We start from the raw sequence: 25463 nt of genomic DNA, 5'->3' as shown, positions 1-25463 counted from the left end.
CGTCGTCCCGGGTCGTGCTCGACATGGAGGGCCTGCCGCCAATCAGAATCGCGCGGCGTCCACCTGGCCGGGGCGGCGGGGGCGGGGGCGGCGGGGCAGGCCGAAATGCGGGTGACCGTACGCGACGGTTCGCTTAGCTTGGCGGCCATGGAACCACTTGGTGAGAAGGAAATCCGGGCCTCCTTCGTCAACTGCAGCAAAGGCGAGGCGAGTCGGATCCGGATGCCCGCGGGCTTTGCCGACGGCGGCGTCCCGTGGGCCGACCTGGACTTCCTCGGCTGGACCGACCCGGGCGCCCCGCTGCGGGCGCTGCTGGTCGTGCCCGGCGTGGACGGCCCGACCGGTGTGGTGCTGCGCCGGCCCGAGGCGGGCAAGATCAGTGTGACGCGGTCGAGCCTGTGCCGGGTCTGCCTGACCGAACATGCGGCGTCGGGAGTGGCACTCTTCGTCGCGCCGCTGGCCGGGGCCGCCGGGCGGCAGGGCAACAGCGTCGGCGAGTACCTCTGCACCGACCTGGCTTGCTCGCTGTACCTACGCGGCAAGCGCCAGCCGAGGATGCGCCTGGCCCGCCGAGAGGAGACGCTCACCCTGGACGAGCGGATCAACCGGGCGATGATCAACCTGACCGCCTTCACCAGCCGGATCACCGCCGGCCGATAACCGGGGCGACGCGGCCACGAAGGGACTGGCGTCATTGCCGGCGGTCACCGGTCGTGCCAGGTGACGACGTTCGCCAGCTCCTCCCGACCGGTACGGAACGAGTTCGCCGGGTGGTCGGCGTCGGCGTAGCCGAACGAGACCCCGCAGACGATCACCCGGTCGGCCGGGATCCCGAAGTGCGCCCGCACGGCGTCGGACTGCATGGCGATGGCGGCCTGCGGTACCGCAGCGACGCCCAGGCTCTCCGCGGCCAGCAGCAGGGTGGACACGTACCCGCCGCAGTCGACGTAGCCGTAGGGGCCGAGGGACCGGTCCGACGTGATCACCGCGACGTGCGGGGCGCCGAAGAAGCGGAAGTTCTCCAGCATCTGGCGGCCGCGCGCCGCGTAGTCGGCCCGGTCGATGCCCAGGCTGTGGTACAGGCCGTAGCCCGCCTCCCGCCGCCTTGTCTGGTACACGCCGCGGTACTCGGCCGGCTCGGGGACGTCCGAACGCCCCGGCCCGGCCGAGGCCGCGGCGTACAGCGCGGCGCGAAACCGCTCGGTCGCCTCGCCACTGGTCAGGATCACCTGCCAGGCCTGGGAGTTGCACCAGGACGCGGTCCGCTGGGCGAGCGTGAACATCCGCTCGATCCGCTGCCGCGGCACCGGCTCGGGGCGGAACGCCCGGCAGCTGTACCGCCCGGCCAGGATCCGCTCCAGCGCGTCGTCGAGCCCGGCGGGCCGTTCGGCGGCGGCCGACCCGTCCCGGTCGATCTCGTTGACGGTCACGGTTGACCATCCTTCCTGTCGCGTCAGGGCCGGGCCGGCCGCGGGGCTCACGCCGCACCCAGGGCCGCGGTCCGGCGGCGCTCGGCGAATTCCAGGCCGTCCTCCCAGGACGCGCCTCGCATGATCAGCCCACGGTATTTCATGATCTGGGCCTGGCCGTTCATGGTGAGCACCCCGGCCAGGCGGTCGCCCTCCCGGTAGAGGGCGACGAAGCGGTCCCCGTCGACGTCGCCGTCGACCACGCGCACCTCGTCGGTCGCCGGAACCCCGACGAACTGGATGCGGGAGTCGTACCAGTCCGACCAGAAGTACGGGACGGTCGCGTACGGTCCGGCGTTCGCCGGGTCGAGCGCGTTGCGCGCCGCCACCGCACCCTGCTCGGCGGCGCTGGTCCAGTGCTCCAGCCGCATGTGCCGGCCGAACAGCGGGTTGTACCAGCGGGCCACGTCACCGGCGGCGTACACCCCGGGCACTCCGGTGAACAGGGTCTCGTCGCAGACGATGCCGTTGTCGAGGGTCAGCCCGGACCCGTCGAGCCAGCCGGTGGCGGGCGCCGCGCCGATGCCGACCACCACGAGGTCCGCCGGGAGCACCGTGCCGTCGGTGAGCCGGACCCGTTCGACCCGTCCGTCGCCCTCCACCGCCGCCACGCCGACGCCGCACCTCAGCTCGGTGCCGCGGCGCGTGTGCAGGGCGGCGCATGCCCGGCCCATGACGTCGCCGACGGCGCGTACCAGCGGGGTCGGCAGCGCCTCGACGATCGTCACGGCCAGGCCCCGCTTGTGGGCGGCCGAAGCGACCTCGGAGCCGATGAACCCGGCTCCGACCACGACCGTACGGGCACCGGCGTCGAGCGCGGACCGTACGGCCAGCGCGTCGTCGCGGGTACGCAGGGCGTGGACGCCGGCCAGCCCCTCCGTGCCCGGGAGGGTACGGGCGGCGGCTCCGGTGGCGATCACCAGGCCGTCGTAGCCGAACTCCTGGCCGCCGGCCCGCACCGTCCGGGCCGTGGTGTCCACCGCGGTCGCCGCCGCACCGAGGACGAGCCGGGTGCCGAGTTCGTCGCGGAGCGTCTCCTCGCTGCGGAACGCGGGCAGGTCCGTTCCGTCGAGGAACGTCTTGGACAGTGGCGGCCGGTCGTACGGCAGGTGGGGCTCGGCGCCGATGAGGGTGATCGCACCGTCGAAGCCGCTCTTGCGGGCCGCCTCGACGGCCCGCAGGCCGGCGAGGGAGGCGCCGACGACGACGAGGGACCGGTCGCTCATGGCTCCAGCCGCAGTGCCTCGGTAGGGCAGCCCTCGACCGCCTGCCGGACCCCGTCGAGGTCGTCGTCGGACACCGTCTCGGTGAGCAGCACCAGGTCACCGGCGTCGTCGATCTCGAAGCAGTTGGGGGCCAGCGACTCGCAGATGCCGAGGCCGGTGCACTTGCTCCGGTCCACGATGATCTTCATTGGTTCTCCTTCGGTGAATCTTTCCCGTGGCGCGGCTCAGCGGCCGGCCGCGACGGGGTAACGCTCGGTGATCCGCTCGACGACGAGCTTGGCGGTCTCGGCGCACGCGGTGGTGCCGCCGTTGGCGTACTCCTTGACCCCGTCCCCGAGGTTCCACAGGTTCGGGATCGGGGTGGCGGGGGCGAGGTCGTAGCCGGCGACGGCACGCTGCGGCGGCCAACTGTCGCGCGTCACCGCGACCGACAGCACACGCGCGCGGTCGAAGCCGGGTACCTGCTCGCGCAGGTCCTGCATGACCAGTTCGGTCTCGGCCTGCTCGTCGAAGTCACCGACCGCGGGCTTGGGCACCCCGGCGGCGGCGTACAGGTGCCAGCCCGCCGGGGCCATCTCCGGGCACAGGTCGGTGAAGTTGGCGACGTAGCACAGCCGCCGGGTCTTGCCGAAGCTCAGCATGCCCGGGGCCTCGATCAGCCGTTCCTGGCTGGCGATGTTCACCGTGATCATCGCCGACGGCCGGTCGCGCCGCTGTACCTCCTCGCGGTAGTCGGCGGGCAGGTTGTCCGCGCCGACCAGGTCGACGGTGGCCACCGGCCCGGCGTCGCTGAGCGCGACCCGGCAGCCGACCTCGACGGTCTCGCCGCCGCGGTCGACCGTGACCGCGGTGACCAGGCCGTCGGTGACGGTCAGCCCGCGCGCCTCGCTGTTCAGCCAGACCTCGCCGCCGTTGCGGGTCACCACATCGGCCAGGGCCCGCCACACGCCGATGGTGCCCTCCGGGTGGTAGCCGAACTTCTTGAAGGCGCTCTTGCGGGTGAAGTACGTGAGGAAGACCCGGGCGGGCAGCTCCTCGGAGCCCACCGCGAAGATGGAGCCGCACATGTTGCGGAACATCCCGTGGACGTTCTCGTTCTTGGTGTACTTCGACACCCACTCGGCCGTGGTCAGCTCGGCCTCCGGCAGCCCGCTGTCCTCGCGGGCCGCGCCCAGCCCCTTGACGAGCTTGGCGCCCTGCCGGGTCAGCTTGCCCAGCAGGAAGCCCCAGCCGCCGCCGGTCACGTCGATGTCCTTGCCGCCGATCCGGTAGAGGATCGGGGGCTTGGGCATGCGGACGTCGTACGGCGCGCCGACCTCCGCGAAGGTCTCCTCGGTGACGCCCCCGAGCTCCAGTACGATGGCGCCGTTGTTGACCTTGAAGCCGTCGATGTCGTACGTGGACGCGCGCCCGCCGACCCGGTCCAGCCGCTCGACCACCAGGGTGCGGTAGCCGAGGTGCGACAGGCGCGCCGCGGCACACAGGCCGCCCGCCCCCGCCCCGATCACCACGGCGTCGAAGTTCTGCACAGTTACCCCTGCCATCGATGAGTCTCTTTCGTTGTCGGTCCGGCCCCGGTCGGCGCCCGGCGGCGCCGGCCGAGGGGCCGGTGCGGGGGCTAGTAGGAGGCGGGCAGCCGCAGGCTGTGCTGGGCGACGTAGTTGAGCACCATCTCCCGGCTGACCGGCGCGGTGCGCAGCAACCGGGCCGCGAACCACAGGTCGGCCAGGCCGTACTCGCGGGACAGCCCGTTGCCGCCGTGCGTCTGGATGGACTGGTCGAGCGCCTTCAGCGAGGCGTCGGCGGCGGCGAACTTGGCGATGTTGGCCGCCTCGGCGGCGTCCTGGCCGGTGTCGTACAGCTCCGCCGCGCGGGCGGTGGCCAGCCGCGCCAGCTCCACCGCGATGTACGCCTCCGCGAGCGGGTGCGACACGCCCTGGTGTGCGCCGATCGGGACCGACCACACCTGCCGTTCCCGGGCGTAGCCGACGGCCTTGTCCAGCGCGTACCGGCCGATGCCGTTGCTCAGCGAGGCGGCCAGGATGCGCTCGGGGTTGAGGCCGGCGAACACCTGCCGCAGCCCCCGCCCGGCCTCGCCGATCAGCGCCTCCGGCCCGATCCGCACGTCGTCGAAGAAGACCATGAACTGCTTCTCCGGAACGACCAGCTCGGTCGGGATGTGCTGGTACCGCAGGCCGGGAGCGTCGGTGGGCACCACGAACAGCGACAGCGGGCTGCGGCCGGACGCACCCGGTTCGCCGTCGCGCGCCACCACCAGCAGCGCCTCGGACTCGTCGACCCCGGAGATGTAGTACTTGGCGCCGTTCAGCCGCCAGCCGTCGCCGTCGGCGCGCGCGGTGGTGCTGACCTGGTGGCTGTTGGACCCGGCGTCGGGCTCGGTCAGCGCGAACGCCATCTTCCGGGTGCCGGCGGCCATGCCGGGCAGCCACTCGCGCTTCATCTCCTCGGAGCCGTGCCGCCACACGATCGAACCGGTGATGGCCGGCGAGATGACGCCCATCAGCAGCGGCATGCCGTGCGCCGCCAGCTCCTCCAGCACCACCCCGTACTCGCGCAGGCCGCCTCCGCCGCCGCCGTACTCCTCCGGCAGGTGCACGCCGAGGAAGCCGCCCTCCCCCAGCTCGGCCCACAGTTCGTCGACCCGGTCGCCGGCGCGCGCCCGGTCGGCGTAGTACGCGTGGCCGTACCGCTTCGCGATCTTGCCAACGCTCTCGCGGAGCAGCGCGTGCTCCTCGCTGTCGACGATGAATCCGGTCATTGTCACCATCCCTGGTAGTGGGGTTCACGCTTGCCGGCGAACGCGGCGATGCCCTCGGCCGCGTCGACGGTGGCCGCGGTGCGGTACATGGCCCGCTCCTCTGCGGCGAGGTGGTCGCTCAGGCTCTGGTTGCCGGAGTCGTTGAGCAGGTGGCGCATCTCGGCGTAGGCCCGGGTCGGGCCCGCGGCCAGGCGCCGGGCGACCGCCAGCGCCTCCTCCGGGAGCGCGTCGGCCGGAACGACGCGCGAGACCAGCCCCCACTCCGTGGCCTCGTGGGCGTTGAGCACGCGCTGCTCGAAGTACAGTTCGGCGGCCCGCTTCGGCCCGACCAGCCGGGGCAGGAACCAGGAGCTGCCGGCGTCGCTGGACAGCCCGAGTGCCGCGTAGCCGAGCGCGAACCGGGTGCCCTCGGCGGCAAGCACCAGGTCGGCGACGTAGAGCAGGCCGAGCCCGCCACCGGCCACCGCGCCGTGCGCGGCGCAGACGATCGGGGCGTCCAGGCGCAGGAACCCTTGCAGGGCCTCGTGGTAGAGGGCCGCCATGTCGCGCATGAGGCCCGGCCGGCGGCGGTCGGTCGCCGAGGCGAACACCGCGATGTCCCCGCCGACCGTGAGGACCGGACCGGCGCCGCTGATCAGGACCGCCCGCAGCCCGTCCGCCTCGGCGCAGCGCCTCGCGGCGTCGCGCAGGCCGGCGGCCATGGCGGCGTCGAGGGCGTTGCGGGCGTCCGGCCGGTTGAGCCGGACGTGGGCCACGCCGTCGGTGAGGTCCACCTCGACCACCGGGCCCCGCGGCCCGGCTGCGGCCGCGTCCCGCGGTCCCGGTGCGGCACCCGGACGCCCGGCGGCGGGCGGCGTCGCGTCCGGCGGCACGGTGTTCGGCGCCATGCGACCTCCAAGTTAATCTAAAATATAATAGAAAATGTACCACTCCCCGGCCGCGACGACACCAGACACGGGCGTCAGGTCACCGGCAACCAGGGCCGGTGACCGGTCAGCCCGGCTCGGTACCGACCACCGACACGAACGACACGCACGCGCCCGGACGGCCACCGAGGTTGTGGGTCAGCGCGAGCGTCGGATCGGCCAGCTGCCGCTCCCCCGCCTCGCCCCGGAACTGCAGCCAGCACTCGTACAGCATGCGCAGCCCGCTGGCACCGACCGGGTGGCCGAAGGACTTCAGGCCGCCGTCCGGGTTGACCGGCAGCCGCCCGCCGCGCTCGAAGGCGCCGTCGAGGATGTCCCGCCAGGCCCTGCCCCGCTCGGCGAAGCCCAGGTCCTCCATCAGCACCACCTCGGTGGGCGTGAAGCAGTCGTGGACCTCCGCCAACGAGATCTGGTTGCGCGGATCGGTGATCCCGGCCTGCCGGTACGCGTCCTCGGCGCTGCGCACGACCTCCGGGAAGGTGGTGTAGTCGTAGTCCGCGTCCATCGCCGCGCGACCCGGCCCGGCCGTCAGCGACAGCGCCTTCACCAGGATCGGGCGGTCGGTGTACCGGTGGGCGTCCTCGGCGCGCACGATCAGCGCGCAGGCCGCGCCGTCGGAGACCCCGGAGCAGTCGAACACCCCGAGCCGCCCGGCCACCAGCGGCGCCGCGGCGATCTTCTCCTTGGACACCACCGACCGGAACTGCGCCTTCGGGTTGAGCGCCCCGTTGGCGTGGTTCTTCCAGGCCACGTGGGTCATGGCGGCCCGCATGTCGGCGGGGTCGACGCCGTACCTCGCGCAGTAGGCCGGGTCCAGCAGCGAGAACGCGGCCGGCGCGGTGAGCGAGTTCTCCGGGGCGGTGCCGTCCCCGGGCGGGTCCGAACGGGTCAGCCCGGAGTAGCCGGAGTCCTTGAGCTTCTCCACCCCGACCGCCATGACCCGGTCATACGCCCCGGACGCCACCGCGTAGCAGGCGTTGCGGAACGCCTCCGAACCGGTCGCGCAGTAGTTCTCCACCCGGGTGACCGGGCGGTAGTCCAGGCCGAGCGCCCGGCTGAGGGTGAGACCGGACTGGCCCGTGCCGAGCGTGCCGAGCCAGAACGCCTCCACGTCCGCGAGATCCGTGCCCGGCACGGCGGCGAGGCACTCCTGCACCGCCTCGATCAGCAGGTCGTCGGCGGAGGCCGCCCAGCGCTCGCCGAACCGGGTGCAGCCCATCGCGACGATCGCGACCTGGTCTGAGATCCCCCGGGCGCTCATTTCTCGTCCTCCACGGGCCGCACCTTCCAGAAGTAGTTGTGCATCCCATCGGCCGTGTAGAGCCTGCGGAACGTCGGCTCGACCCGCATCCCGATGGCCACCTCGTCCGGCGCGGCGTCCGCCAGCTCCATCGTGTACCGCCCGCCGCCGTCGAAGTCGACCACCACGTCGATCAGCGGCGGCGACGGCGAGTACGCCAGCCGGTCGGCGGTGAAGGTGGCCACCGTCCCCCGCCGCCCGGCCAGCGGGAGCGGCTCCATGTCGTCCACAGTGGAACATTTCTTGCACACGCGCGCCGGCGGCAGGTGCACGAAGTCGCAGCGGCGGCACCGAGACCCGGTGAACGCGAACTTCCACGCCTGCGACCGGGCCGAGGGCGGCGCGGCCGGCAGGTCCGGCTCGGGCCGCCGCGGCGGCTCGCGGTCGAGCAGGCCACGCCAGGTCAGGTAGGTGGCGTACGGGACGTCGCGCCCGGCGGCGAGTTGCGCCGACAGCGGGCGGGCCTGGCGTCCGCGCGCGATGCGGTCGGTGACCCGCAGCACCAGCGCGTCACACCCGTCCACAGCAGACAGGACGAGGACGTGCTCGCCCGGCGCCGCCCGGTCCAGGACGCCCGCCAGGCCCAGGCCGACGTCGGCCGCGCCCGCGTGGCCCGGCACCGTGCCGGCCGGTACCCGCGCCGGGAAGATGCCGGCCGCCCGCTTGACCACCTGCGGGTTCGGCGAGGAGACCACGACGTGGTCGGGGTCGGCGACACCGGCCTCCTGGAGCGCCCGCTGCCCCGCCTGTCTCACCAGCGGCAGGTAGCTCTCCAGCCCGAACCGGTCCTCCCACCGCCGGGCGGCCGGCTCACCGGGCAGGCGCCAGCGGTCGAGGAACTCGGCCGTCACCGACGCGCGGGCGACGACCGCGGCGATCGCCTCCTCGGGCGCACCGAACCGGAACGCCACCGCGCCGTCCGCGCCGTCGCGCTCGTCGACCGAGCCCGGCAGGCCGGTCCGCACATCGGCGAGGACGGCGAGACCGCCCGTCGCGGCGGCGGCGAGCAGCGCGCCCGTACCGGAGCGCGCCGAGCCGGCCAGGTCGACGGCGAGGCCGTCGTGGCCCGCGCCGAGGGCCGCGTGCACGGTCGCGGCGTTGGTCTTGTCCAGGTACGCCGGCGAGGTGGTGGCGAAGAAGATCATCTCGGGCCGTTCCCCGGCCACCCGCCGGGCGGCTTCGACTCCGAGCGTGGTGCTGTCCTCGTCGAACGAGGCGGCCACCCGCGACCCGGGACCGGCCTTGGTACCGAGCACGGCACCCAGGTCCGCGTGCCGCAGCCGGTGCCGCGGAAGGTAGCTGGCGTACGCGACGATCCCGGTCGGTACGACCGGCGCGCTCATGACGCCGCCTCGAACAGCGCCGCCATCCCCTGGCCGCCGCCGACGCACATGGTCTCCAGCCCGTACCGGCCGCCACTGCGGCGCAGCTCGTGCAGCATCGTGGTGAGCATGCGCGCCCCGGTCGCGCCGATCGGGTGCCCGAGCGAGATGGCCGACCCGTTGACGTTGAGCCGGTCGCTCACGTCGGCCGGGCCGTCGAAGCCCCAGCCCTTGAGCACAGCGAGCACCTGGCAGGCGAACGCCTCGTTCAGCTCGATCAGGTCGATGTCGTCGAAGGTGACGCCGGTCTTCGCGAACAGTCTGGCCACCGCGGGCACCGGCCCGATGCCCATGGTGGCGGGCTCGCAGCCGGCGGCCGCCCAGCCGACCAGGAACCCCATCGGGGTGAGGCCCAGCTCGTCGAGCTTGTCCTCGGCGACCACCAGGCAGGCCGCGGCGGCGTCGTTCTGCTGGCTGGAGTTCCCGGCGGTCACGATGCCGCCCGGCATGATCGTGCGCAGCTTCGCCAGCGTCTCGACCGTACTGTCCGGCCGGATGCCCTCGTCCCGGGAGAACGTCAGCGGGTCGCCGCGCCGTACCGGCACGGTCACCGGGACGACCTCGTCGTCGAAGGCGCCCGACTCCCACGCGGCGGCGGCCCGGCGGTGGCTGCCGGCGGCGTACTCGTCGGCCTGCTCGCGGCTGATCCCGTACTCGCGGGCCAGGTTCTCGGCCGTCTCGATCATCCCGGAGATGTGGCCGAACCGCCACTCCGGCTGGGAGCGCTCGCGGCCCCGGTCCAGCCGGTCGTACAGCTGCGCGCCACCGGACCGGCTACCCCAGCGGACCTGCGTGGAATAGTGCTCGACGTTGCTCATGCTCTCCACGCCACCGGCCAGCACGGCGTCGGCGGCGCCGGTCTGCACCATCATCGCGGCGGTCACCACGGCCTGCAGGCCGCCGCCGCAGCGCCGGTCGAGCTGGAAGCCGGGGACGGCGACCGGCAGGCCGGCGTGCAGGGCGGCCCATCGACCCACGGCGGGCGTCTCGGAGTTGGCGTACGACTGAGCCAGCACGACGTCCTCGATCCGCGCGGGATCGATGCCCGACCGCTCGACCACCGCCTTGATGACGGTGGCCGCAAGGTCCTCCACCGGCACCGGGCGCAGGGTGCCACCGAATGTCCCGACCGGGGTACGGGCCGGGGCGACGATCGCGGCTCTTCTCATGGGGAACACTCCTTCTCGAGCGCGGGACGATGGTCGGGGTGGGCGATGGCGAGCATCCGGGCCCGGCGTTCGTCGAGGGACAGCCCACGCAGATCCGCGACGCCGTACTCGGTGACGATGATCCCGGCGTCGGCGCGGGGCGTGCTGACCGGCCCGCTCAGCGTCGCCACGATCCGGCTCGCCGGCCCCGCGGTGGCGGGCAGCGCCACGATGGGCAGGCCGCCGCGGGAGCGGGCGGCCCCGCGCAGGAAATCGATCGCGCCGCCGACGGCGCCGACGTACGTGCCGCGCGCCAGTTCGGCGTTGACCTGTCCGGTGAGGTCGACCTCGATCGCCGAGTTGATCGCGACGAAGCGTTCCTGTGCCGCCAGCACCGCGGGGTCGTGGGTGTAGCGGGTGTCGCGTAGCTCGATCGCCGGGTTGCGGTCGGCGTACCGGAACAGCCGAGCGGTGCCCATGAGCGCGCCGGTGACGGTACGGCCCCGGTCGACCGTCTTGCGGGCGTTGGTGATCACCCCGGCCTCCATCAGGTCGGCGACGCCGTCACCGATCTGTCCTGAGTGGATGCCGAGGTCACGGCGGTCGGCGAGCCGGGCGACGATCGCCTCGGGCAGCGCGCCGAGCCCGAACTGCAGGGTCGACCCGTCCTCGATCAGCGCCGCGACGTGGTCGGCCACCCGCTGCTCGGCGGCGCCCGGCTCCTTGTGGGTGAGCGCCGCCGGCGGCCGGGAGGTGTGCACGACCACGTCCAGGTCGGCGTCGGTGAGCGTCCGGGTGCCGTGCGTGGCGGGCACCTGGTCGTTCACCTCGGCGATGACGACGCGCGCGGCGTCGATCGCCGCCGACAGGTACTCGTCGGCCAGGCCGAGGCTGTAGCGGCCGGCCGCGTCCGCGGGCGGCAACTGGACCAGGGCGACGTCGACGCGGAGCGCCCCGCTGGCGATGAGGTCCGGCAGCACCGAGTAGTGGCACGGCAGGATGTCCAGGAGACCGGCCCGGTACAGCGCCCGGTTGCCGCCGCTGCCACAGTAGGACAGGAACGACGCGTGGTCGGCGTGCTCCGGCCGGATCGTGTCCGACGCGGGCACGCCGAGGAAGCACCGGAACCCGCCGATCGCGGCGCGCTGCGCGATGAGCCGTTCGGTGAGGGTGAGCGGCTCGGCACAGGCCTGCCCCCACATGACCGCGTCACCCGGCCGTACATAGGACGTGAGGTCCAGCCGCCCGATCCCGTCCAGGACCTCAGTCATCGCCGGCTCTGTCACTCCATCGACCGACCGACGGGTCCAGCAGCTCCTGCAGCCGGCTCGCGGGCAGCCAGGCGATGGTCTCCAGTTCCAGCGCGTCCAGGTAGCGGACCCGGTCGCCGCGCAGATCCTCCAGCCGCAGGCGCGGCCCGTTGGCGGTCGTGTCGAGACTGACCGCCACCTCCGCGAACTCGCTCGTGATGATCCACTGATCCACCGTGGGCGCCTTTCAGATGAGGAACGACAGGGTGGACAGGGCCTGCTCGTTGTCGATCAGGACGACCTTCTTGTAGGCCAGCCGGATGCCGTCGTCCGTACGACGCACCCGGTACGTGGTACGGCCGGCCCACAGGGTGGTCCCCCGATCCCGGGACTCGACCAGGATGAAGTTCGCCCCGACGACGGTGTCCGTGCCCTCGACCCCGAGTACCTCGACGTTGGACACGATCCGGCGCATGTTGGACGGCGGCGACTGCGAGTACCGCTTGCCCGTCTTCAGCTGCTTGAGCCGGGTGGCGATGCGGCTGCGGTTGTCGTAGATCACCGACATCTTCTGCTGCGGGTCGATGTCGGCACCTCCGGCGGGCACCCAGTAGAGCGCGTCGTCGGTCCACAGTGCTTCCCAGCCGTCGTAGTCGTGCTCGTCGGCGAGCCGCGCCTCGCGGTAGAGGAACTGCTCGATCTCCCGGAGGTCCAGGCCAGTGCCCTCGGCCAGGCTGCTCACTGTGCGTTCTCCTCTTCCATCAGGCCGCGGTAGTGGGACCAGAAGCCACGCATGCCGGTCTCGTCGTTGGCCGCACCGACCCGGAAGCCGTTCTCGTCGACCCGCTCCCGCTGCACGCCCCGCCGGATGTCGAGCCACTCCGGCACCCGGGCGGTGAGCCCACGCTGGTTGCGCTCGTACATCTCCGAGTCGTCGGCGAGCAGCATGCCCGCCGGTCCGACCGAGCCGATGCACTGCGACAGCAGGCGGCGGTTCATCTCCGGCGCGCCCTTGAGCTGCACCGCGGTGACGTTCTGCACCGTCTCGTCGACCGCCACCGGATTGATCATGAAGACGCTGATCTCGGCGACGAACAGGTTGGGGAAGACCATGACGTGCGGCGCGCCCTCGATGAGGATCTCCTCGGCCTGCTCGCCGTGGAGCGCGCGCATCTTCGCCACGTAGTCGGGCACCTTGGCCTCGGTGGTGCCGAACCAGTTCATCGGCGCCATCTTGCGGAACTCCGGGCGCAGGTCGTTTTCGCTGTGGCCACCGCCGAGGTCGCGGGTGACGGCATCCGACTTGTCGCTGTACAGGGAGCCGATGTGGCTGCCGGTGACGCTGAAGACGGAGCCGTGCACGAACTGCGGATGGTAGCCGTCGGTCTCGTTCTCGACCAGCAGCTTCCAGTTCGCCTTGGCGCGGTGCTTGAGCCAGCCGGCGGTCAGCTCGATCTCGCCCTCCGGGGAGAGCCGGGCCAGCCGGTCCAGCTCGCCCGCCGCCGCGCCGAGGTGCTCCTTCAGGCTCGGGCCGTCGGCGGCGAAGCTGCCGAACACGAAGCCCTGGTAGGTGTCGACCCGCGGCACCCGGCCGAGACCCAGCGACAGCTTGCCCTTGCCGCCGTACCCCTGGTTGTACGGGTACCCGAGCATCTCCCCGGTGTTGCGGTACGTCCAGCCGTGGTAGGGGCAGCGGAAGGAGCTGGAGTTGCCCTGCTGGTCCTCGCAGACCAGGTTGCCGCGGTGCGCGCACCGGTTGAGCAGCAGGTTGACCTCGCCGTCCGCGCTCCGGGTCATGATGACGTCCTGGGCGGCGATCCGCTTGCGGACGTAGTCGCCGGGCTGGGCCACCTCGCTCACGTGCCCGACACACACCCAGGTCCGGTACCAGATCCGCTGAAGCTCCTCGGCGAAGATGGCCGGATCGGTGTACAGCGAGCCGTGCACTCTTTCGGGCTGGATCAGCTCCGCGTAGCGGGTGCTCACGACTTCTCTCCTTCAATTCGTGCCCTGGCCTGCTGGACCAGCTTGAACTTCTGGATCTTTCCGGTCGGCGTCGTCGGCAGCTCCGACGGCTCGGCGAACAGCACGTGCTTGGGCACCTTGAACCGGGCCAGATTCTCCTTGCAGACCGCGATGATGTCGTCGGCGGTGAGCTTCGCGTCGGGTTCGGGAACGATCCAGACGCAGCCCGCCTCGCCCCACCGGTCGTCGGGCACCCCGATCGCGAAGGCCTGGCTGACGCCCGGGAGCGCGGTGAGCAGGTCCTCGACCTCCTTGGGCATGACCAGCTCGCCGCCGCTCTTGTACAGCTCCTTGCTGCGGCCGGTGACCTGGATGTAGCCGTCCTCGCGGATGCGGCCGAGGTCGCCGGAGAACACCCAGCCGTCGCGCAGGGCGAGGGCGGTCTCCGCCGGCTTGTTCCAGAAGCCCAACATGTGCGTCGGTCCGCTGGAGACCAGCTCGCCCTCGGTGCCCGGCGGCAGGTCCTCCCCGGTCAGCGGGTCGACGGTCTTGTAGACGCAGATGTCGCCCGGCACGCCGGCAGCGCCGGCGAGCTTGGGCCGCCCGACGGTGGCGGAGTGCCGCTCCAGCGGGTCCTCGGGCAACGACATCGTCATCGCCCCGCCGCACTCGGTCATGCCGTACCCGGTGACCAGCTCGGTCACCCCGAGCTCGGCACGGACCTGCTCCCACAGCCACACCGGGGAGGGCGCGGCGCCGGACAGCATGGCGAACAGCGAGGACAGGTCCCGCTTGGTCCGGTCCGGGTGCTCCAGCAGCGCGACCGTCATGGTCGGCACGCACAGGATCTCGGTGGCCCGGTGGCGCTCGATGCCCTCGAAGTAGCTGGCCGGGCTGAACGAGGTCTGCGGGATGATCGCCCCGCCCACCATCATGGCCGCGAGCAGGCCCTCCACGTAGCCGAACATGTGGTAACAGGGCAGCGAGAACAGGATGCGACGGCCGTCCTCGAACGCCCGCGTCAACGCGGACGCGTAACCCGTACGCTGCACCGCGTCGTGGGTGACCATCACGCCCTTGGGGGAACCGGTGGTGCCCGACGTGTAGAGGATGTCGCCGAGGTCGTCGGGCTTGTGCGTGCCCGCCGTGGCGCCGGGATTGCGCGTGCCAAGGTCGTCGAGGCCGTCGACGGTGAGGGCCCCGTCGCGGCTGCGCCCGTCCGTGGACAGCAGCACCACGTGCCGCAGGTCCGGCAGCGCCTCGCCGCCGCCGCTCTCCCAGCCGGGGGTGATGGCGTCGAGCATGCCCAGGTAGTCCAGGCCGGCGAAGCCGGTCATGGTGATCAGCACGTTGCACCCGGACTGGGCCAGGACGTAGGCCAGCTCCTCCTGCCGGTACAGGTAGTTGAACGGGATCGCCACGGCGCCGGCCCGCGCGATCGCGAACTTCAGCGGGACGAACTCCAGGTAGTTGGCCATCAGCAGGCCGACCCGGTCGCCCGGCCGGACCCCGAGCGCCGCCAGCCCGTCACCCAGCCGGGCGGACCAGGCGGCGGCTTCGGCATACGTCAGGGTCCGCTCGTCGGTGAGGACGAACGGGCGCTCGCCGAACTCCGCCGCGCACTGGTCGAGCCGGGCATCGAGGGTAAGCGGCGTCCACTCGCGGAAGCGCTCGATGAGGCGCGCTCGGCGCTCGTCGACACTCGGGATCATGCGGAACCTCCTGGCACTTATTTAATCTGGATTAGATTAAGTTGTCAAACGCGTGCAACCCATTGCGGCCGCCGGACCAGCGGCTCAGCTCGCCGTCGGCGACGGGCAACTCGGTTGCGGTTCGGGTGCTTGCGGGTTCGGGCGGTTGCACGTTCGGGTGCTTGCGGGTTCCGGGGGTAGCGGGTTCCGGCACCATGGGTTCTGGCCCCGCCGGGCTCGGCCGTACCGGCGGCACGCTGCGAGGTTGGCACGTACCGCCAGCGCCACGGGCACAACCTCCTTGCGCGAGCCACGCTCGCGGAAACAGGGCGGTCGCCGACGGGCGGCGACATCGCGACAGCCTACGTAATCTAAATTAGAAAAGTAAGAACCTTCCGGAAGATCCACGGAACGGCGCGCGAGAGCCGCCGACCCGACACTGCGGAATCAGCTGTCCGGTGCGGGAGAACAGCGCGGCAGAACCGGCACCGGCGGCGAGAGGCCGGCCGCCTGGCGCGCGAGAACGGCAGCCGACCGCGGAAGAACCGGGGCCGACCGCGGAAGAACCGGGGCCGACCGCGCAGAAACCCGCAACCGGCCGCGAAGCAATCGCCCGGCCGGTACGCGGGGACCGCCGGACCGTCGTGGAGAAATCAGCTACCGGCCGCGGAAGACCGGGGCGCGGCGCTCGTGGAATGCCGCCACGCCCTCGGCGAAATCGTCGGTGTCGAACAGGCGGACCTGGTTGTCGACCTCGCGGGCCAGTACCTCGTAGGGGTCGGACGGCCCCTCGACGAGCATCGCCTTGATGGCGGCGAGCGCCAGCGGCGGGCCTGCGGCGAGCTTCTCGGCGTCGGCGAGGGCGGCCTCGAGCGCGGTACCGGGCTCGACCAGGGCGTCGGCCAGCCCCAGGTCCAGCGCCTCGGCGCCGCGGACCGCCCGGGGCAGCAGGAGCAGGCGGCGGGCCGCGGCGAGCCCGGCGCGCTGCCGGAGCGACCAGAAGATGCCGAGGTCACCGGCGAGACCGACGCGGTTGAACGTCGGGTTGAAGGTGGCGTCGGAAGCCGCGATCACCTGGTCGCAGGCCAGCGCCAGCGCCGCCCCCGCCCCGAAGGCGAACCCCTCGACCGCCGCGAGCACGGGCTTGGGGCCGGTCCAGATCGCGCGCACGATGCGCTGTGCCGCCTCGGCCCGGGGCCGGGTCTGCTCCGGGGACTGCCGGCGCATCGTCGAGATGTCACCGCCCGAGCAGAACGTGCCGCCCGCCCCGGTCAGTACTATCGCCCGCACCGCGTCGTCGGCCATCGCCTCCTCGATCCGCTCGGCGAGCACGACCCGAAGTTCGAGGTCGATGGCGTTGCGCCGGTGCGGCCGGTTCAGGGTCAGCACCCGTACGGCTCCGCGGTCGGCTACCTGGACGCAGTCACCCTCGGCGGTTCCGTCGGCGTGCTGTGACACGTTACCCACCTCATTTTGAATCTATTTTCGAATACATAGAGTAGGTGGCGCCAGCACGGCGATACAAGCCCCTACCGGCGAGGAGACGACGCATGACGATCGGAGAGCAACCCGAGGACTGGACCGAGCCGGGCGCCCATCCGGTGCGGCCGGGGGTCTACCGGGTACCGCTGCCGCTGCCCTCCACCGGCCTGCGGGCGGTGAACGCGTACGTGATCGAGACTCCGGAGGGGCCGGTGGTCGTCGATCCGGGCTGGGCCATGCCGGACACCGAGAAGGCACTGGCCGAGGCGTTGGGAACGCTCGGGCATCAGCTCGCGGACCTCGCCTGCGTCCTGGTGACCCACGCCCACGTGGACCACTACTCCCAGGCCCTGGCGCTGCAGGGGACGTTGGGCTCGCGGGTGCTGGTCGGCCGCGGGGAACGAACCTCGATCGAGGCGTTCGACTACGCCCAGGGCATCTACCCCCGCCAGGTCGGCCTGCTGCGCCGCTGCGGGGCGGCCGAGATCGCCGACCGGGTCGCCGCCCTGGAGCCAACCGAGGAGGAGATCCCCGTACCGTGGAGCCTGCCCGACGGCTGGCTGGACGACGGCGAGCGGGTGTCCCTCGGGCCGGTCGCGCTCGACGTGTTCGCCACGCCGGGACACACCCGGGGGCACGTGGTGCTGCGCGACGCCGCCGCCGGCCTGCTGTTCGCCGGTGACCACGTACTCCCGCACATCACCCCCTCCATCGGGCTGGAGGTCGTCCCCGAGCCGAAGCCGCTGCGCAGCTACCTCGACTCGCTGCGACTGATGCAGGGGATCCCCGACACCCTGCTGCTGCCCGCCCACGGACCGGTCACCGCGAGCGTCCACACCCGCGTCGAGGAGCTGATCGCCCATCACGAGCAGCGGCTGGACGCCACCGCGCGGGCCGTCCGGGCCGGGGCGCGGACCGCGTACGAGGCGGCCCTGGCGCTGCCGTGGACCCGCCGCGAGCGCCGGCTGGCCGACCTCGACCTGGTCAGCCAGATGCTTGCCGTCCTGGAGACCGACGCCCACCTGGACGTACTGGCCGACCAGGGCGTGCTCGTCGCGGCCGACCTGGACGGCGGCGTGCGCGCCTACGCGCCGGCCTGAGCGGCAGTGCCGTCCCCGGCCCGCGCAGGCCGCGGACCGGGGACGGCAGCGGTTACCGGCCGGTGAAGACCGGGTCGCGGCGCTCGATGACGGCGGCGAGGCCCTCCCGCGCGTCGGCCGTACCGGACAGCTCGGCGACCGTACGGGCCTCCTCGGGCAGCCTGGCCTCCACGTTGGCGCCGAGGCCGTCCCAGAGCAGTCGCTTGGTGGCGGCAAGTGCCCGGGGTGCGCCGGCGGCGAGCGTACGGGCCAGCGCCAGGCCCTCGTCGAGCAGCGTGTCGTCGGCGACCACCCGGGTGATCAGGCCGATCTCGCGCGCCTCGGCGGCGGTGAGGACCGGGTTGGTCAGCACGATCTCCATCGCCTTGCGCAGCCCGACCAGCCGGGTCAGGGTGACCGAGACGCCCGCGTCGGGCGCCATGCCCACCCGGGTGGCCCCGGCCATGAACTTCGCGGACTCGGCGGCGACCACCAGGTCGGCCGCGCACACCAGGCCGAACCCGCCGCCACCGGCGGCGAAGCCGTGCACGGCGGCGATCACCGGCGCCTGCAGCCGCATCAGCGCCGAGGTCGAGATCTGCAGCCAGGAGGTGGCCTCCCGCAGGTAGTCGGGCAGCCCCTCCCCCTTGGTCGCGAAGGTCTTGACGTCTCCGCCGGCGCAGAAGTTGCGGCCCTCGCCGGTGAGCAGCACGGCGCGCACGTCCGGCTCGCCGTGGCAGCGCATGACCGCCGTGTACAGCGCCTGCAGGAACGGCACGTCCATCCCGTTGGACGCCTCCGGCCGGTTGAGCCGCAGGCGGGCCACCCCGTCGGCGTCGAGGTCCAGCAGCACCGGGCCGGAATCGATCAGTGTGCGCGTCATGTCAGGCTCCCTTGAAGGCGGCGAAGCTCGCATCGGCGGCTTCCTCGCTGAGGTGGTCGAGAACGGTCTCAATTTCCAGCGCGATGCCATCGGCCAGCGGCAGGTCCAGTCCGGTGTGCACCAGATGCTTTATCCGCCGCAGGGCGTCGGGGTTGCGCCCGGCCAGCCGGGTGACGAACGCATTCACCGCCTCGTCGAAGCCGTCGGCGGGCAGCGACCGGTACGCCAGTCCCCAGGCGACGGCCTCGTCGGCGGTCAGCCGGTCGCCGGTGAGGATGTGGGCGAGCGCGCGCTGGCGGCCGGCCAGCCGGGGCAACCGCTGGGTGCTGCCCCCGCCGGGTACCAGCCCGAACCGGGCGTGGTTGTCGGCGATCTTGACGTTCTCGTGTACCAGCACGATGTCGCAGGACTGCATCAGCTCGAACCCACCCGCCATCGCGTACCCCTCGACGGCGGCCACCACCGGCACCGGAAGCCGCGGGATGGCCGCGCAGGCCCGGGCGAAGTTCTCGAACAGCGGGCGCATCGCCTCGCGCCCGCCGGCACGTAGCCGTTCGAGCTCGTGGAAGTCGCCGCCGACCGAGAAGTTTCCGCCGGACCCCCGTACCAGGATGACGTTGACCTGGTCGGCGAGCCGGACCAGCGCCCGCTCCAGCGCTTCGCCGAGCTCGACGGTGATCGCGTTCATCGCCTCCGGCCGGTTGAGGACGATGTGCCCCACCGCGCCGTCCGTCCGGCTCAGCAGTACGTCGCTCACATCAGCCTCCCGCCGCCGACCTCGAGCACCGTGCCGGTCATGTAGCCGGCCAGGTCCGAGGCGAGGAACAGGACCGCCCCCGCGACCTCGCGCGGCTCGCCGGCCCGCTTCATCGGGATGTCGGCCTCCCGGGCGGCGAAGACGTCGGGCGGCATGGCCTCGGTCATCGCGGTCCGGATGAGGCCCGGCTGGACGGCGTTGACCCGGACGCCGCGGTGCGCCAACTCCTTGGCGGCGGACTTGGTGAGGCCGACGATGCCGGCCTTGGCGGCGCTGTAGTTGGTCTGGCCGGGGTTGCCGGACTTGCCCGACAGGGAGGAGATGTTGATGATCGAGCCGGAGCCGGCCTCGCGCATCACCGCCGCGGCGGCCCGTACGCCCAGCCAGGTGCCGCGCAGGTGAACGGTGATCACCGCGTCGAAGTCCTGCACGGTCATCTTCTTCAGCGAGGCGTCCCGGGTGATGCCGGCGTTGTTGACGAAGATGTCCAGCGAGCCGAACCGCTCCACCGTGCCGGCCACCAGCGCGTCGACCTGCGCCTCGTCGGTGACGTCGCAGCCGCGCGACCAGACGGTCCGCTCGTCGCCGAGCCCGGCGGCCGCTGCGGCCGCTTCCTCGGCGTCGCGGTCGGCGAGGACGACCCGGGCGCCGTGTTCGGTCAGCAGGCGGGCGATCTCCAGCCCGATGCCCCGCGCCGCGCCCGTCACGATCGCGGTGCGGCCTGCCACCAGTCCTGTCCCGGTCATGCGTAGTACCTCACGACCGACTCGGCCACGCACACCGGCTTGTCGCCGCCGTCGGTCTCGACGGTGGTGGACAGCACCGCCTGGACCGCGCCGTCCAGCTGGGTGACCTCCACCAGCCGCACGGTCGCCCGCAGCTTCGCGCCCACCGGGACCGGTGCGGGGAAGCGCACCTTGTTCAGCCCGTAGTTGACCGCCATCCGGACCCCGTCGACCCGGTAGATCTGCTGGATGAACACCGGCAGCAGGGACAGCGTGAGGTAGCCGTGCGCGATCGTCGTCCCGAAGGGCCCGTCCTTGGCCCGGTCGGTGTCGACGTGGATCCACTGGTGGTCGCCGGTGGCGTCGGCGAACGTGTCGACGCGCTCCTGTTCGATGGCGAGCCAGTCGCTGGTACCCAGCGCCTCGCCGCGCGCCCTGACGACCTCGTCAAGGCCGCTGAAGACCCTCATGTTCCCTCCTCGGATGTGGTGCCGCCGGACCGGCCCGCTTGTTCTAATCTAGATTAGATAAGAATTCGGCTACAACGTCGGGCGCCCCACGCCCCGTGGTGGCCCCGTCCGGCCGGGAAGCATCCGGCCACAGCGCGAAGGAACGCAGCGATATGGATCTAGGTCTCACCGGTGCTCGGGTCCTGGTGACCGGCGGCGCCTCCAACATCGGCCGGGGCATCGTGCACGGGTTCGCGGCCGAGGGTGCCCGGATCGTCATCTGCGACCTCGACGGCGACCAGGCCGAGCGGGTCCGCGGCGAGGCCCTCGAGCGCGGCGCCACCGCCGCCGAGGTCGTACCGGCCGACCTGGCCACGGCGGGAGCGGCCACCCGCGCCGTCGACCGGGTACTGGACGCCTGGGGCGGCATCGACGTGCTGGTCAACAACGCGGGCATCAGCATCCCCGGGTTCATCGCCGAGCACACCGACCGGGCGCAGTGGCAGCGCACCTTCGAGGTCAACCTGTTCGCGGCGATCGAGTGCACCCAGGCCGCGCTCGCGCCGATGCGCGAGGCCGGCACCGGATCGCTGGTCTACATCGCCAGCGACGCCGCGTTCGGCGAGATCCGGCAGGCGGTCTACGGGTCCTCCAAAGCGGCGGTCGTCGCCCTGGCCCGCACCACCGCCAAGGAGCACGGCCGGCACGGCATCCGCGCCAACGTCGTCTGCCCCGGCCTCGTCATCCCCGCCGGCCCGGAGGCCGTCGGCGCCGCCAGCCTGTGGGCCGGCGGCCAGGACGCGATCTTCAACGACCGGCAGGTCGAGTACATGCTGAAAGCGACCCCGCTACGCCGGCTGACCACGGCCGAGGACGTCGCCGGGTCCGTGCTCTGGCTCGCCTCCCCCACCGCGGCCCGCCAGGTCACCGGGCAGGTCATCTCGGTCAGCGGCGGCTACGCGATGCCCTGAGCCGTACCGGCACGGCGCCCCGTACGCGTACGGCGTGCACCGGTGGGCCCGGGTGGGCCTGCCGGCGCACGCCGTACCGGCGGCGCGCTCAGACCTTCCGGGTGCGCCCCTGCCACAGCGCGTCACGGATGTCGTGCTTCAAGATCTTGCCGGTGCCGCTCTTGGGTAGCTCGTCGCGGAACAGGACCTCCTTGGGCACCTTGTACCCGGCGATCTGCTGGCGGCAGTGGTCCACCACGCTCTCCTTGGTCAGCGTGACGCCGGGCACCGGGACCACGATCGCGGTGATCGCCTCGCCCCAGCGTTCGCTCGGCGCGCCCACCACGGTGACCTCCCGCACGCCCGCCAGCGTCGAGATCGCGTTCTCCACCTCTCGCGGGTACACGTTGAACCCGCCGGTGACGATCATGTCCTTCTTCCGGTCCACAATGAACAGGAAGCCGTGGTCGTCGAGGTAGCCCATGTCCCCGGTACGCACCCAGCCGTCGGCGTTGAGGACCTCGGCGGTGGCGTCGGGCAGGCGCCAGTAGCCCGGCATCACGTGCGCCCCCCGGGTGGTGATCTCACCGGTCTCGCCGGGCGGCAGCGGCGCCCCGTCCGGACCGACCACCGCCACCTCGGAGAACGGAGCCTGCTTGCCGGCCGACGCCAGCCGGGGCAGCCCTCCGCTCGATACCGTGGTGACATGGTCCTCCGGCCGGAGCGTGGTCACCGGTGTCAGCGCCTCGCTGGAACCGTAGAACTGCAACATGATCTGGCCGAAGACCTCCTGGGCCTTCGCCAGCCGGTCGGGCGCGATCGCCGACCCCGCGTAGGGCAGCAGCTTCACCCTCGACACGTCCACCGGTGCGCCGGCTGCCGCCTTGCCGGCGAGGACCTCGACCAGCATGTTGATCTGGGTGGGCACCAGCGGCAGCACGGTGATCCGGCCCGAGTCCAGCATCGCGGCCAGCCGTTCGGCGTCGAACGACTTCTCCAGGATGTTGGTACCGCCCACGGCGTACAGGGCCAGCGCGATGGAGCCGCCCCAGTGACCGAGCGGAGCGGTGTGCACGGCCACGTCGTCGGTACCGAGATCGGCCCGCGCGGTCATCTCCGCCAGCGTGCCGCGGGTCATCGCACCGACCGACCGGTGGTTGCACACGACGCCCTTGGGCGCCCCGGTCGACCCGGAGGTGTACATGATCCAGCACGGCGTGTCCAGGTCCGCGGGCGGGAACTCGTCGTCGGTACCGGGTTCGTACAGGTCCTCCAGCGAACCGCTGGTGCCCGGGCGCTCCCCGATGGTGATGAGGTGCCTGACGCCCGCCGGGATCCAGTCCCGGCCGGCACCGTCCAGCCACTCCCCCTCGGCGACGATGACCGTGGGGTCCGCGTCGGCCACGATCCGGTTCAGCTCCCTGGGGTGCAGGCGGGTCAGCGGGGCGACGCGGACGAAGCCCCCGAGGTAGCACGCGTGATCGACCTCGACCCATTCACAGCGGTTCGGTGACAACAGCACGACCCGGTCACCGGGGGCGCACCCGAGCCGCCGCAGTCCGGCCGCGATTCCCCGGGCTCGGTCGTGAAGTTCGGCGTACGTCAGGGAACGCGCGTCGTCGGTGATGGCGACGCGATCGGCGAACCGCACATAACTGTCCCTCAGCACCTGGCCGATCGGCACGACCTCGGACGCGGCCTGGACGTTCATCACGCTTTCCTCCTTGCTTGCCGTGGTGGGGAGAGCCCCCGTCACCGCCGCGGACCGCGACCCGGCGGCTCCGCCGACCGCCGGTACCCGGCACGGCCGCCCCGCCGGCCGCCGCCGTTCGTCGGGCCGGACCGCCCGACCTCTGTTGGCGAGCCTCGCGTCACACTGTGACTGGGCCGTATTCTAATCTATTTTAAAATGAATCCAAGGGGCCGCAGCAGGCGGACCTCGCAGAGGTGGATGGAGAGCGCCGTGGCAACACTGTCCGAGGAGGAGAGGGCGGTCGTGGAGACCGTGCGGGATTTCGTCGACCGTGAGGTCCGGCCGATCGCCCGCGAGCTGGAACACGCCAACGAGTACCCGGAGAAGCTGATCGAGCAGATGAAGCAGCTCGGGATCTTCGGCCTCGCCGTTCCCGAGCCCTACGGCGACGTCCTCGTCTCCACCTCCTGTTACGTGATGGTCACCGAGGAACTCGCCCGCGGCTGGATGAGCCTGGCCGGCGCCATGGGTGGACACACCGTGGTCGCGAAGCTCCTCTCGGCCTTCGGCACCGAGGAGCAGAAGCAGCAGTACCTGCCGCGGATGGCCACCGGCGAGGTCCGTGCCACGATGGCGCTCACCGAGCCCGGCGGCGGCTCCGACCTGCAGGCCATGAAGACCGTCGCCCGGCGTACCGGCGACGGCTACGTCATCAACGGCGCCAAGACCTGGATCACCAACTCCCGCCGCTCCCAGCTCATCGCCCTGCTCTGCAAGACCGACCCGGCCGCGAAGCCGGCGCACACCGGCATGAGCATCCTGCTCGTCGAGCACGGGCCCGGCCTGACCGTCTCCCGGGATCTGCCGAAGCTCGGCTACAAGGGCGTGGAGAGCTGCGAGCTGTCCTTCGCCGACTACCACGCTCCCGCCACGGCGGTCCTGGGCGGGGTCGAAGGCCGCGGGTTCGCCCAGATGATGAAGGGGCTGGAGACCGGCCGCATCCAGGTCGCCTCCCGCGCCCTCGGCGTCGGCCGGGCCGCGTTCGAGGACGCCCTGCGCTACTCGCAGGAGCGCGAGAGCTTCGGCAAGCCGATCTGGAAGCACCAGTCGATCGGCAACTACCTGGCCGACATGGCCACCAAGCTCACCGCCGCGCGCCAGCTCGTCCTGCACGCCGCCGAGCGCCTCGACACCGGACAGCGCTGCGACATGGAGGCCGGCATGGCCAAGCTGTTCGCCTCCGAGACCGCGATGGAGATCGCGCTCAACGCCGTACGCATCCACGGCGGCTACGGCTACTCCACCGAGTTCGACGTGGAACGGTACTTCCGCGACGCCCCGCTCATGATCGTCGGTGAGGGCACCAACGAGATCCAGCGCAACGTCATCGCATCCCAGCTCGTCCATCGGGGAGGCATCGACCTGTGACCAGGGCCAAGCCCTCCGCGCCACGGCGGGGCCACCAACGGCTGATTCCGGGTCGAGGTACCGCCACGGCGTATGATCTCTCGGTGCCCAGGAGAGCCAGGACGAAATCGACCCCGAAAGACAACGCCGGGTCGAAGTCCAGCCGTACCCGGGAGCGCATTCTCGACGCCGCGGCCCACGTCCTCAGCCGCAAGGGCTACGCCGGAACGCGCCTGGGAGACATCGCCGACCAGGCACAACTTCAGGCACCCGCGATTTACTACTACTTCGGATCCCGCGAAGAGCTGATCGAAGAGGTGATGTGGACCGGCGCGCGGCGGGTACGCGAGCACGTCAGCCAGGTTCTCGCCGAGCTACCTCCGGAGACCGACCCGATGGCCCGGATCTGCGCGGCGGTCGAGGCTCACCTCCACCTCGAACTGGAGCTGTCCGACTTCGCCACCGCGATGATCCGCAACTCCGGGCAGGTCCCGGAGGACCTGCGCACCCGCCAGCTCGCGGAGGAGGCCGAGTACAGCAAGCTGTGGCGGGAGCTCTTCCGCGATCTCGCCGACGCCGGTGAGCTGCGCTCGGATCTCGACCTGCGCACCGCCCACCTGATGGTGCTCGGCGCGCTGAACTGGACCGCGGAGTGGTGGAACCCCAAGCGCGACAGCTACGAAACCGTCGTGCGTACCACCCAGTCGTTGGTCCGGCACGGCCTCAGCAGCAGGTCGCAGCTGGTGGCGTCGGCCGAGGAGACCGTCACCCGCAGGGGCCGGGCCGCCGCCCATCCCGGTACCGCGGTCACCGACCGCGGTAGCGGCGCCCACGCCCCGGCAGGTCACGCTTAGCGGCTACGAGGGGCGCGGGGCCGCGGTCGCGCCGTACGGGCAGCCGCG

25 protein-coding genes are annotated in these 25463 nt (G+C 72.0%); 5 read left to right on the top strand and 20 right to left on the bottom strand.

The genetic code is table 11. The features are described 5' to 3' along the window. Nucleotides 1-147 precede the first annotated feature (147 nt). A complete protein-coding gene (locus tag ACNTMW_RS29795; RefSeq protein ID WP_426637260.1) occupies nt 148-660 on the top strand; it encodes an FBP domain-containing protein in 513 nt (170 codons plus the stop codon). 44 nt (nt 661-704) lie between these two features. On the opposite strand, the gene ACNTMW_RS29790 is transcribed toward ACNTMW_RS29795, so the two are convergent. The 15 genes from ACNTMW_RS29790 to ACNTMW_RS29720 all read right to left on the bottom strand — a co-directional run bounded on the left by ACNTMW_RS29790 (nt 705) and on the right by ACNTMW_RS29720 (nt 16594). Continuing rightward, nucleotides 705-1430 (bottom strand): nitroreductase, encoded by a 726-nt coding sequence (locus ACNTMW_RS29790; protein WP_426637259.1) that lies wholly within the window; start codon nt 1428-1430, stop codon nt 705-707. A 47-nt stretch (nt 1431-1477) separates the two neighbouring features. Continuing rightward, entirely contained in the window at nt 1478-2695 is a 1218-nt protein-coding gene (locus ACNTMW_RS29785; protein WP_426637258.1) for an NAD(P)/FAD-dependent oxidoreductase, read from the bottom strand. Next, complete coding sequence (locus ACNTMW_RS29780; RefSeq protein ID WP_426637257.1) at nt 2692-2883, bottom strand: ferredoxin; 192 nt, start codon at nt 2881-2883, stop codon at nt 2692-2694. The genes ACNTMW_RS29785 and ACNTMW_RS29780 overlap by 4 nt, the downstream gene beginning before the upstream one ends. A 36-nt stretch (nt 2884-2919) precedes the next feature. Then, entirely contained in the window at nt 2920-4239 is a 1320-nt protein-coding gene (locus tag ACNTMW_RS29775) for a phytoene desaturase family protein (RefSeq protein ID WP_426637256.1), read from the bottom strand. A 74-nt stretch (nt 4240-4313) separates the two neighbouring features. After that, nucleotides 4314-5474 carry an acyl-CoA dehydrogenase family protein gene (locus ACNTMW_RS29770; protein WP_426637255.1) on the bottom strand — a complete coding sequence of 387 codons (1161 nt, stop codon included), beginning with the start codon at nt 5472-5474 and terminating at the stop codon, nt 4314-4316. A gap of 2 nt (nt 5475-5476) precedes the next feature. Then, nucleotides 5477-6361, bottom strand: a complete 885-nt coding sequence (locus tag ACNTMW_RS29765) for an enoyl-CoA hydratase/isomerase family protein (protein WP_426637253.1) — start codon at nt 6359-6361, stop codon at nt 5477-5479. Between the two features lie 106 nt (nt 6362-6467). Further along, complete coding sequence (locus ACNTMW_RS29760; RefSeq protein ID WP_426637252.1) at nt 6468-7661, bottom strand: acetyl-CoA acetyltransferase; 1194 nt, start codon at nt 7659-7661, stop codon at nt 6468-6470. Next, the gene (locus tag ACNTMW_RS29755; protein WP_426637251.1) at nt 7658-9043 is read right to left on the bottom strand and encodes an OB-fold domain-containing protein; all 1386 of its coding nucleotides are present in this window, start codon (nt 9041-9043) and stop codon (nt 7658-7660) included. The genes ACNTMW_RS29760 and ACNTMW_RS29755 overlap by 4 nt, the downstream gene beginning before the upstream one ends. After that, entirely contained in the window at nt 9040-10251 is a 1212-nt protein-coding gene (locus ACNTMW_RS29750; RefSeq protein WP_426637249.1) for an acetyl-CoA C-acetyltransferase, read from the bottom strand. The genes ACNTMW_RS29755 and ACNTMW_RS29750 overlap by 4 nt, the downstream gene beginning before the upstream one ends. Then, the gene (locus ACNTMW_RS29745; protein WP_426637248.1) at nt 10248-11501 is read right to left on the bottom strand and encodes an acetyl-CoA hydrolase/transferase family protein; all 1254 of its coding nucleotides are present in this window, start codon (nt 11499-11501) and stop codon (nt 10248-10250) included. Before ACNTMW_RS29745 ends, ACNTMW_RS29750 begins: the two co-directional genes overlap by 4 nt. Beyond that, nucleotides 11494-11715, bottom strand: a complete 222-nt coding sequence (locus ACNTMW_RS29740; RefSeq protein WP_426637247.1) for a hypothetical protein — start codon at nt 11713-11715, stop codon at nt 11494-11496. The genes ACNTMW_RS29745 and ACNTMW_RS29740 overlap by 8 nt, the downstream gene beginning before the upstream one ends. Nucleotides 11716-11727: 12 nt before the next feature. Further along, nucleotides 11728-12222, bottom strand: coding sequence for an aromatic-ring-hydroxylating dioxygenase subunit beta (locus ACNTMW_RS29735; RefSeq protein ID WP_426637246.1), 495 nt, complete (start codon nt 12220-12222; stop codon nt 11728-11730). Then, nucleotides 12219-13466: an aromatic ring-hydroxylating oxygenase subunit alpha gene (locus tag ACNTMW_RS29730; RefSeq protein ID WP_426637245.1), complete on the bottom strand. Its 1248-nt coding sequence runs from the start codon at nt 13464-13466 to the stop codon at nt 12219-12221. The genes ACNTMW_RS29735 and ACNTMW_RS29730 overlap by 4 nt, the downstream gene beginning before the upstream one ends. Beyond that, on the bottom strand, nt 13463-15157 hold the full coding sequence (locus tag ACNTMW_RS29725) for a class I adenylate-forming enzyme family protein (protein WP_426637244.1): 1695 nt from the start codon (nt 15155-15157) through the stop codon (nt 13463-13465). Before ACNTMW_RS29725 ends, ACNTMW_RS29730 begins: the two co-directional genes overlap by 4 nt. A 636-nt stretch (nt 15158-15793) precedes the next feature. Then, nucleotides 15794-16594 (bottom strand): enoyl-CoA hydratase/isomerase family protein, encoded by an 801-nt coding sequence (locus ACNTMW_RS29720; RefSeq protein ID WP_426637243.1) that lies wholly within the window; start codon nt 16592-16594, stop codon nt 15794-15796. A 92-nt stretch (nt 16595-16686) separates the two neighbouring features. Between ACNTMW_RS29720 and ACNTMW_RS29715 the strand changes: the two genes are divergently transcribed. After that, on the top strand, nt 16687-17718 hold the full coding sequence (locus ACNTMW_RS29715; RefSeq protein WP_426637242.1) for an MBL fold metallo-hydrolase: 1032 nt from the start codon (nt 16687-16689) through the stop codon (nt 17716-17718). A 52-nt stretch (nt 17719-17770) separates the two neighbouring features. Here ACNTMW_RS29715 and ACNTMW_RS29710 read toward each other — a convergent pair whose 3' ends face one another. From ACNTMW_RS29710 to ACNTMW_RS29695, 4 genes are read right to left on the bottom strand one after another with little or no spacing between them, the layout of a single operon-like run. Then, a complete protein-coding gene (locus tag ACNTMW_RS29710; RefSeq protein WP_426637241.1) occupies nt 17771-18580 on the bottom strand; it encodes an enoyl-CoA hydratase/isomerase family protein in 810 nt (269 codons plus the stop codon). 1 nt (nt 18581) lies between these two features. Beyond that, entirely contained in the window at nt 18582-19337 is a 756-nt protein-coding gene (locus ACNTMW_RS29705; RefSeq protein WP_426637240.1) for an enoyl-CoA hydratase/isomerase family protein, read from the bottom strand. After that, entirely contained in the window at nt 19334-20083 is a 750-nt protein-coding gene (fabG, locus tag ACNTMW_RS29700; RefSeq protein WP_426637239.1) for a 3-oxoacyl-ACP reductase FabG, read from the bottom strand. Before fabG ends, ACNTMW_RS29705 begins: the two co-directional genes overlap by 4 nt. After that, entirely contained in the window at nt 20080-20532 is a 453-nt protein-coding gene (locus ACNTMW_RS29695; protein ID WP_426637238.1) for a MaoC family dehydratase, read from the bottom strand. The genes fabG and ACNTMW_RS29695 overlap by 4 nt, the downstream gene beginning before the upstream one ends. 152 nt (nt 20533-20684) lie before the next feature. On the opposite strand from ACNTMW_RS29695, the gene ACNTMW_RS29690 reads away from it, so the two are divergent. Continuing rightward, the gene (locus ACNTMW_RS29690; protein WP_426637237.1) at nt 20685-21482 is read left to right on the top strand and encodes an SDR family NAD(P)-dependent oxidoreductase; all 798 of its coding nucleotides are present in this window, start codon (nt 20685-20687) and stop codon (nt 21480-21482) included. A gap of 88 nt (nt 21483-21570) precedes the next feature. On the opposite strand, the gene ACNTMW_RS29685 is transcribed toward ACNTMW_RS29690, so the two are convergent. Beyond that, nucleotides 21571-23172, bottom strand: coding sequence for a class I adenylate-forming enzyme family protein (locus tag ACNTMW_RS29685; RefSeq protein WP_426637286.1), 1602 nt, complete (start codon nt 23170-23172; stop codon nt 21571-21573). 252 nt (nt 23173-23424) lie between these two features. Here ACNTMW_RS29685 and ACNTMW_RS29680 point away from each other — a divergent pair, with 252 nt between their 5' ends. Next, nucleotides 23425-24582, top strand: a complete 1158-nt coding sequence (locus tag ACNTMW_RS29680; RefSeq protein WP_426637236.1) for an acyl-CoA dehydrogenase family protein — start codon at nt 23425-23427, stop codon at nt 24580-24582. An 83-nt stretch (nt 24583-24665) separates the two neighbouring features. Next, nucleotides 24666-25415, top strand: a complete 750-nt coding sequence (locus tag ACNTMW_RS29675; RefSeq protein ID WP_426637235.1) for a TetR/AcrR family transcriptional regulator — start codon at nt 24666-24668, stop codon at nt 25413-25415. Nucleotides 25416-25463: the final 48 nt, after the last annotated feature.

The organism is Planosporangium spinosum, assembly GCF_049999945.1.
Taxonomy (GTDB): Bacteria; Actinomycetota; Actinomycetes; order Mycobacteriales; family Micromonosporaceae; genus Planosporangium; species Planosporangium spinosum.
The sequence above is the reverse complement of the archived record's forward strand: the minus strand, read 5'-3'. Positions and strand labels throughout refer to the sequence as shown.

Excerpts from the sequence above, each read along its gene's own strand:
- ACNTMW_RS29795 (WP_426637260.1), top strand. The coding sequence starts at position 148 with ATGGAACCACTTGGTGAGAAGGAAATCCGGGCCTCCTTCGTCAACTGC.
- ACNTMW_RS29785 (WP_426637258.1), bottom strand. The coding sequence starts at position 2,695 with ATGAGCGACCGGTCCCTCGTCGTCGTCGGCGCCTCCCTCGCCGGCCTG.
- ACNTMW_RS29780 (WP_426637257.1), bottom strand. The coding sequence starts at position 2,883 with ATGAAGATCATCGTGGACCGGAGCAAGTGCACCGGCCTCGGCATCTGC.
- ACNTMW_RS29775 (WP_426637256.1), bottom strand. The coding sequence starts at position 4,239 with ATGGCAGGGGTAACTGTGCAGAACTTCGACGCCGTGGTGATCGGGGCG.
- ACNTMW_RS29770 (WP_426637255.1), bottom strand. The coding sequence starts at position 5,474 with ATGACCGGATTCATCGTCGACAGCGAGGAGCACGCGCTGCTCCGCGAG.
- ACNTMW_RS29765 (WP_426637253.1), bottom strand. The coding sequence starts at position 6,361 with ATGGCGCCGAACACCGTGCCGCCGGACGCGACGCCGCCCGCCGCCGGG.
- ACNTMW_RS29760 (WP_426637252.1), bottom strand. The coding sequence starts at position 7,661 with ATGAGCGCCCGGGGGATCTCAGACCAGGTCGCGATCGTCGCGATGGGC.
- ACNTMW_RS29755 (WP_426637251.1), bottom strand. The coding sequence starts at position 9,043 with ATGAGCGCGCCGGTCGTACCGACCGGGATCGTCGCGTACGCCAGCTAC.
- ACNTMW_RS29750 (WP_426637249.1), bottom strand. The coding sequence starts at position 10,251 with ATGAGAAGAGCCGCGATCGTCGCCCCGGCCCGTACCCCGGTCGGGACA.
- ACNTMW_RS29745 (WP_426637248.1), bottom strand. The coding sequence starts at position 11,501 with ATGACTGAGGTCCTGGACGGGATCGGGCGGCTGGACCTCACGTCCTAT.
- ACNTMW_RS29725 (WP_426637244.1), bottom strand. The coding sequence starts at position 15,157 with ATGATCCCGAGTGTCGACGAGCGCCGAGCGCGCCTCATCGAGCGCTTC.
- ACNTMW_RS29715 (WP_426637242.1), top strand. The coding sequence starts at position 16,687 with ATGACGATCGGAGAGCAACCCGAGGACTGGACCGAGCCGGGCGCCCAT.
- ACNTMW_RS29710 (WP_426637241.1), bottom strand. The coding sequence starts at position 18,580 with ATGACGCGCACACTGATCGATTCCGGCCCGGTGCTGCTGGACCTCGAC.
- fabG (WP_426637239.1), bottom strand. The coding sequence starts at position 20,083 with ATGACCGGGACAGGACTGGTGGCAGGCCGCACCGCGATCGTGACGGGC.
- ACNTMW_RS29695 (WP_426637238.1), bottom strand. The coding sequence starts at position 20,532 with ATGAGGGTCTTCAGCGGCCTTGACGAGGTCGTCAGGGCGCGCGGCGAG.
- ACNTMW_RS29690 (WP_426637237.1), top strand. The coding sequence starts at position 20,685 with ATGGATCTAGGTCTCACCGGTGCTCGGGTCCTGGTGACCGGCGGCGCC.
- ACNTMW_RS29685 (WP_426637286.1), bottom strand. The coding sequence starts at position 23,172 with ATGAACGTCCAGGCCGCGTCCGAGGTCGTGCCGATCGGCCAGGTGCTG.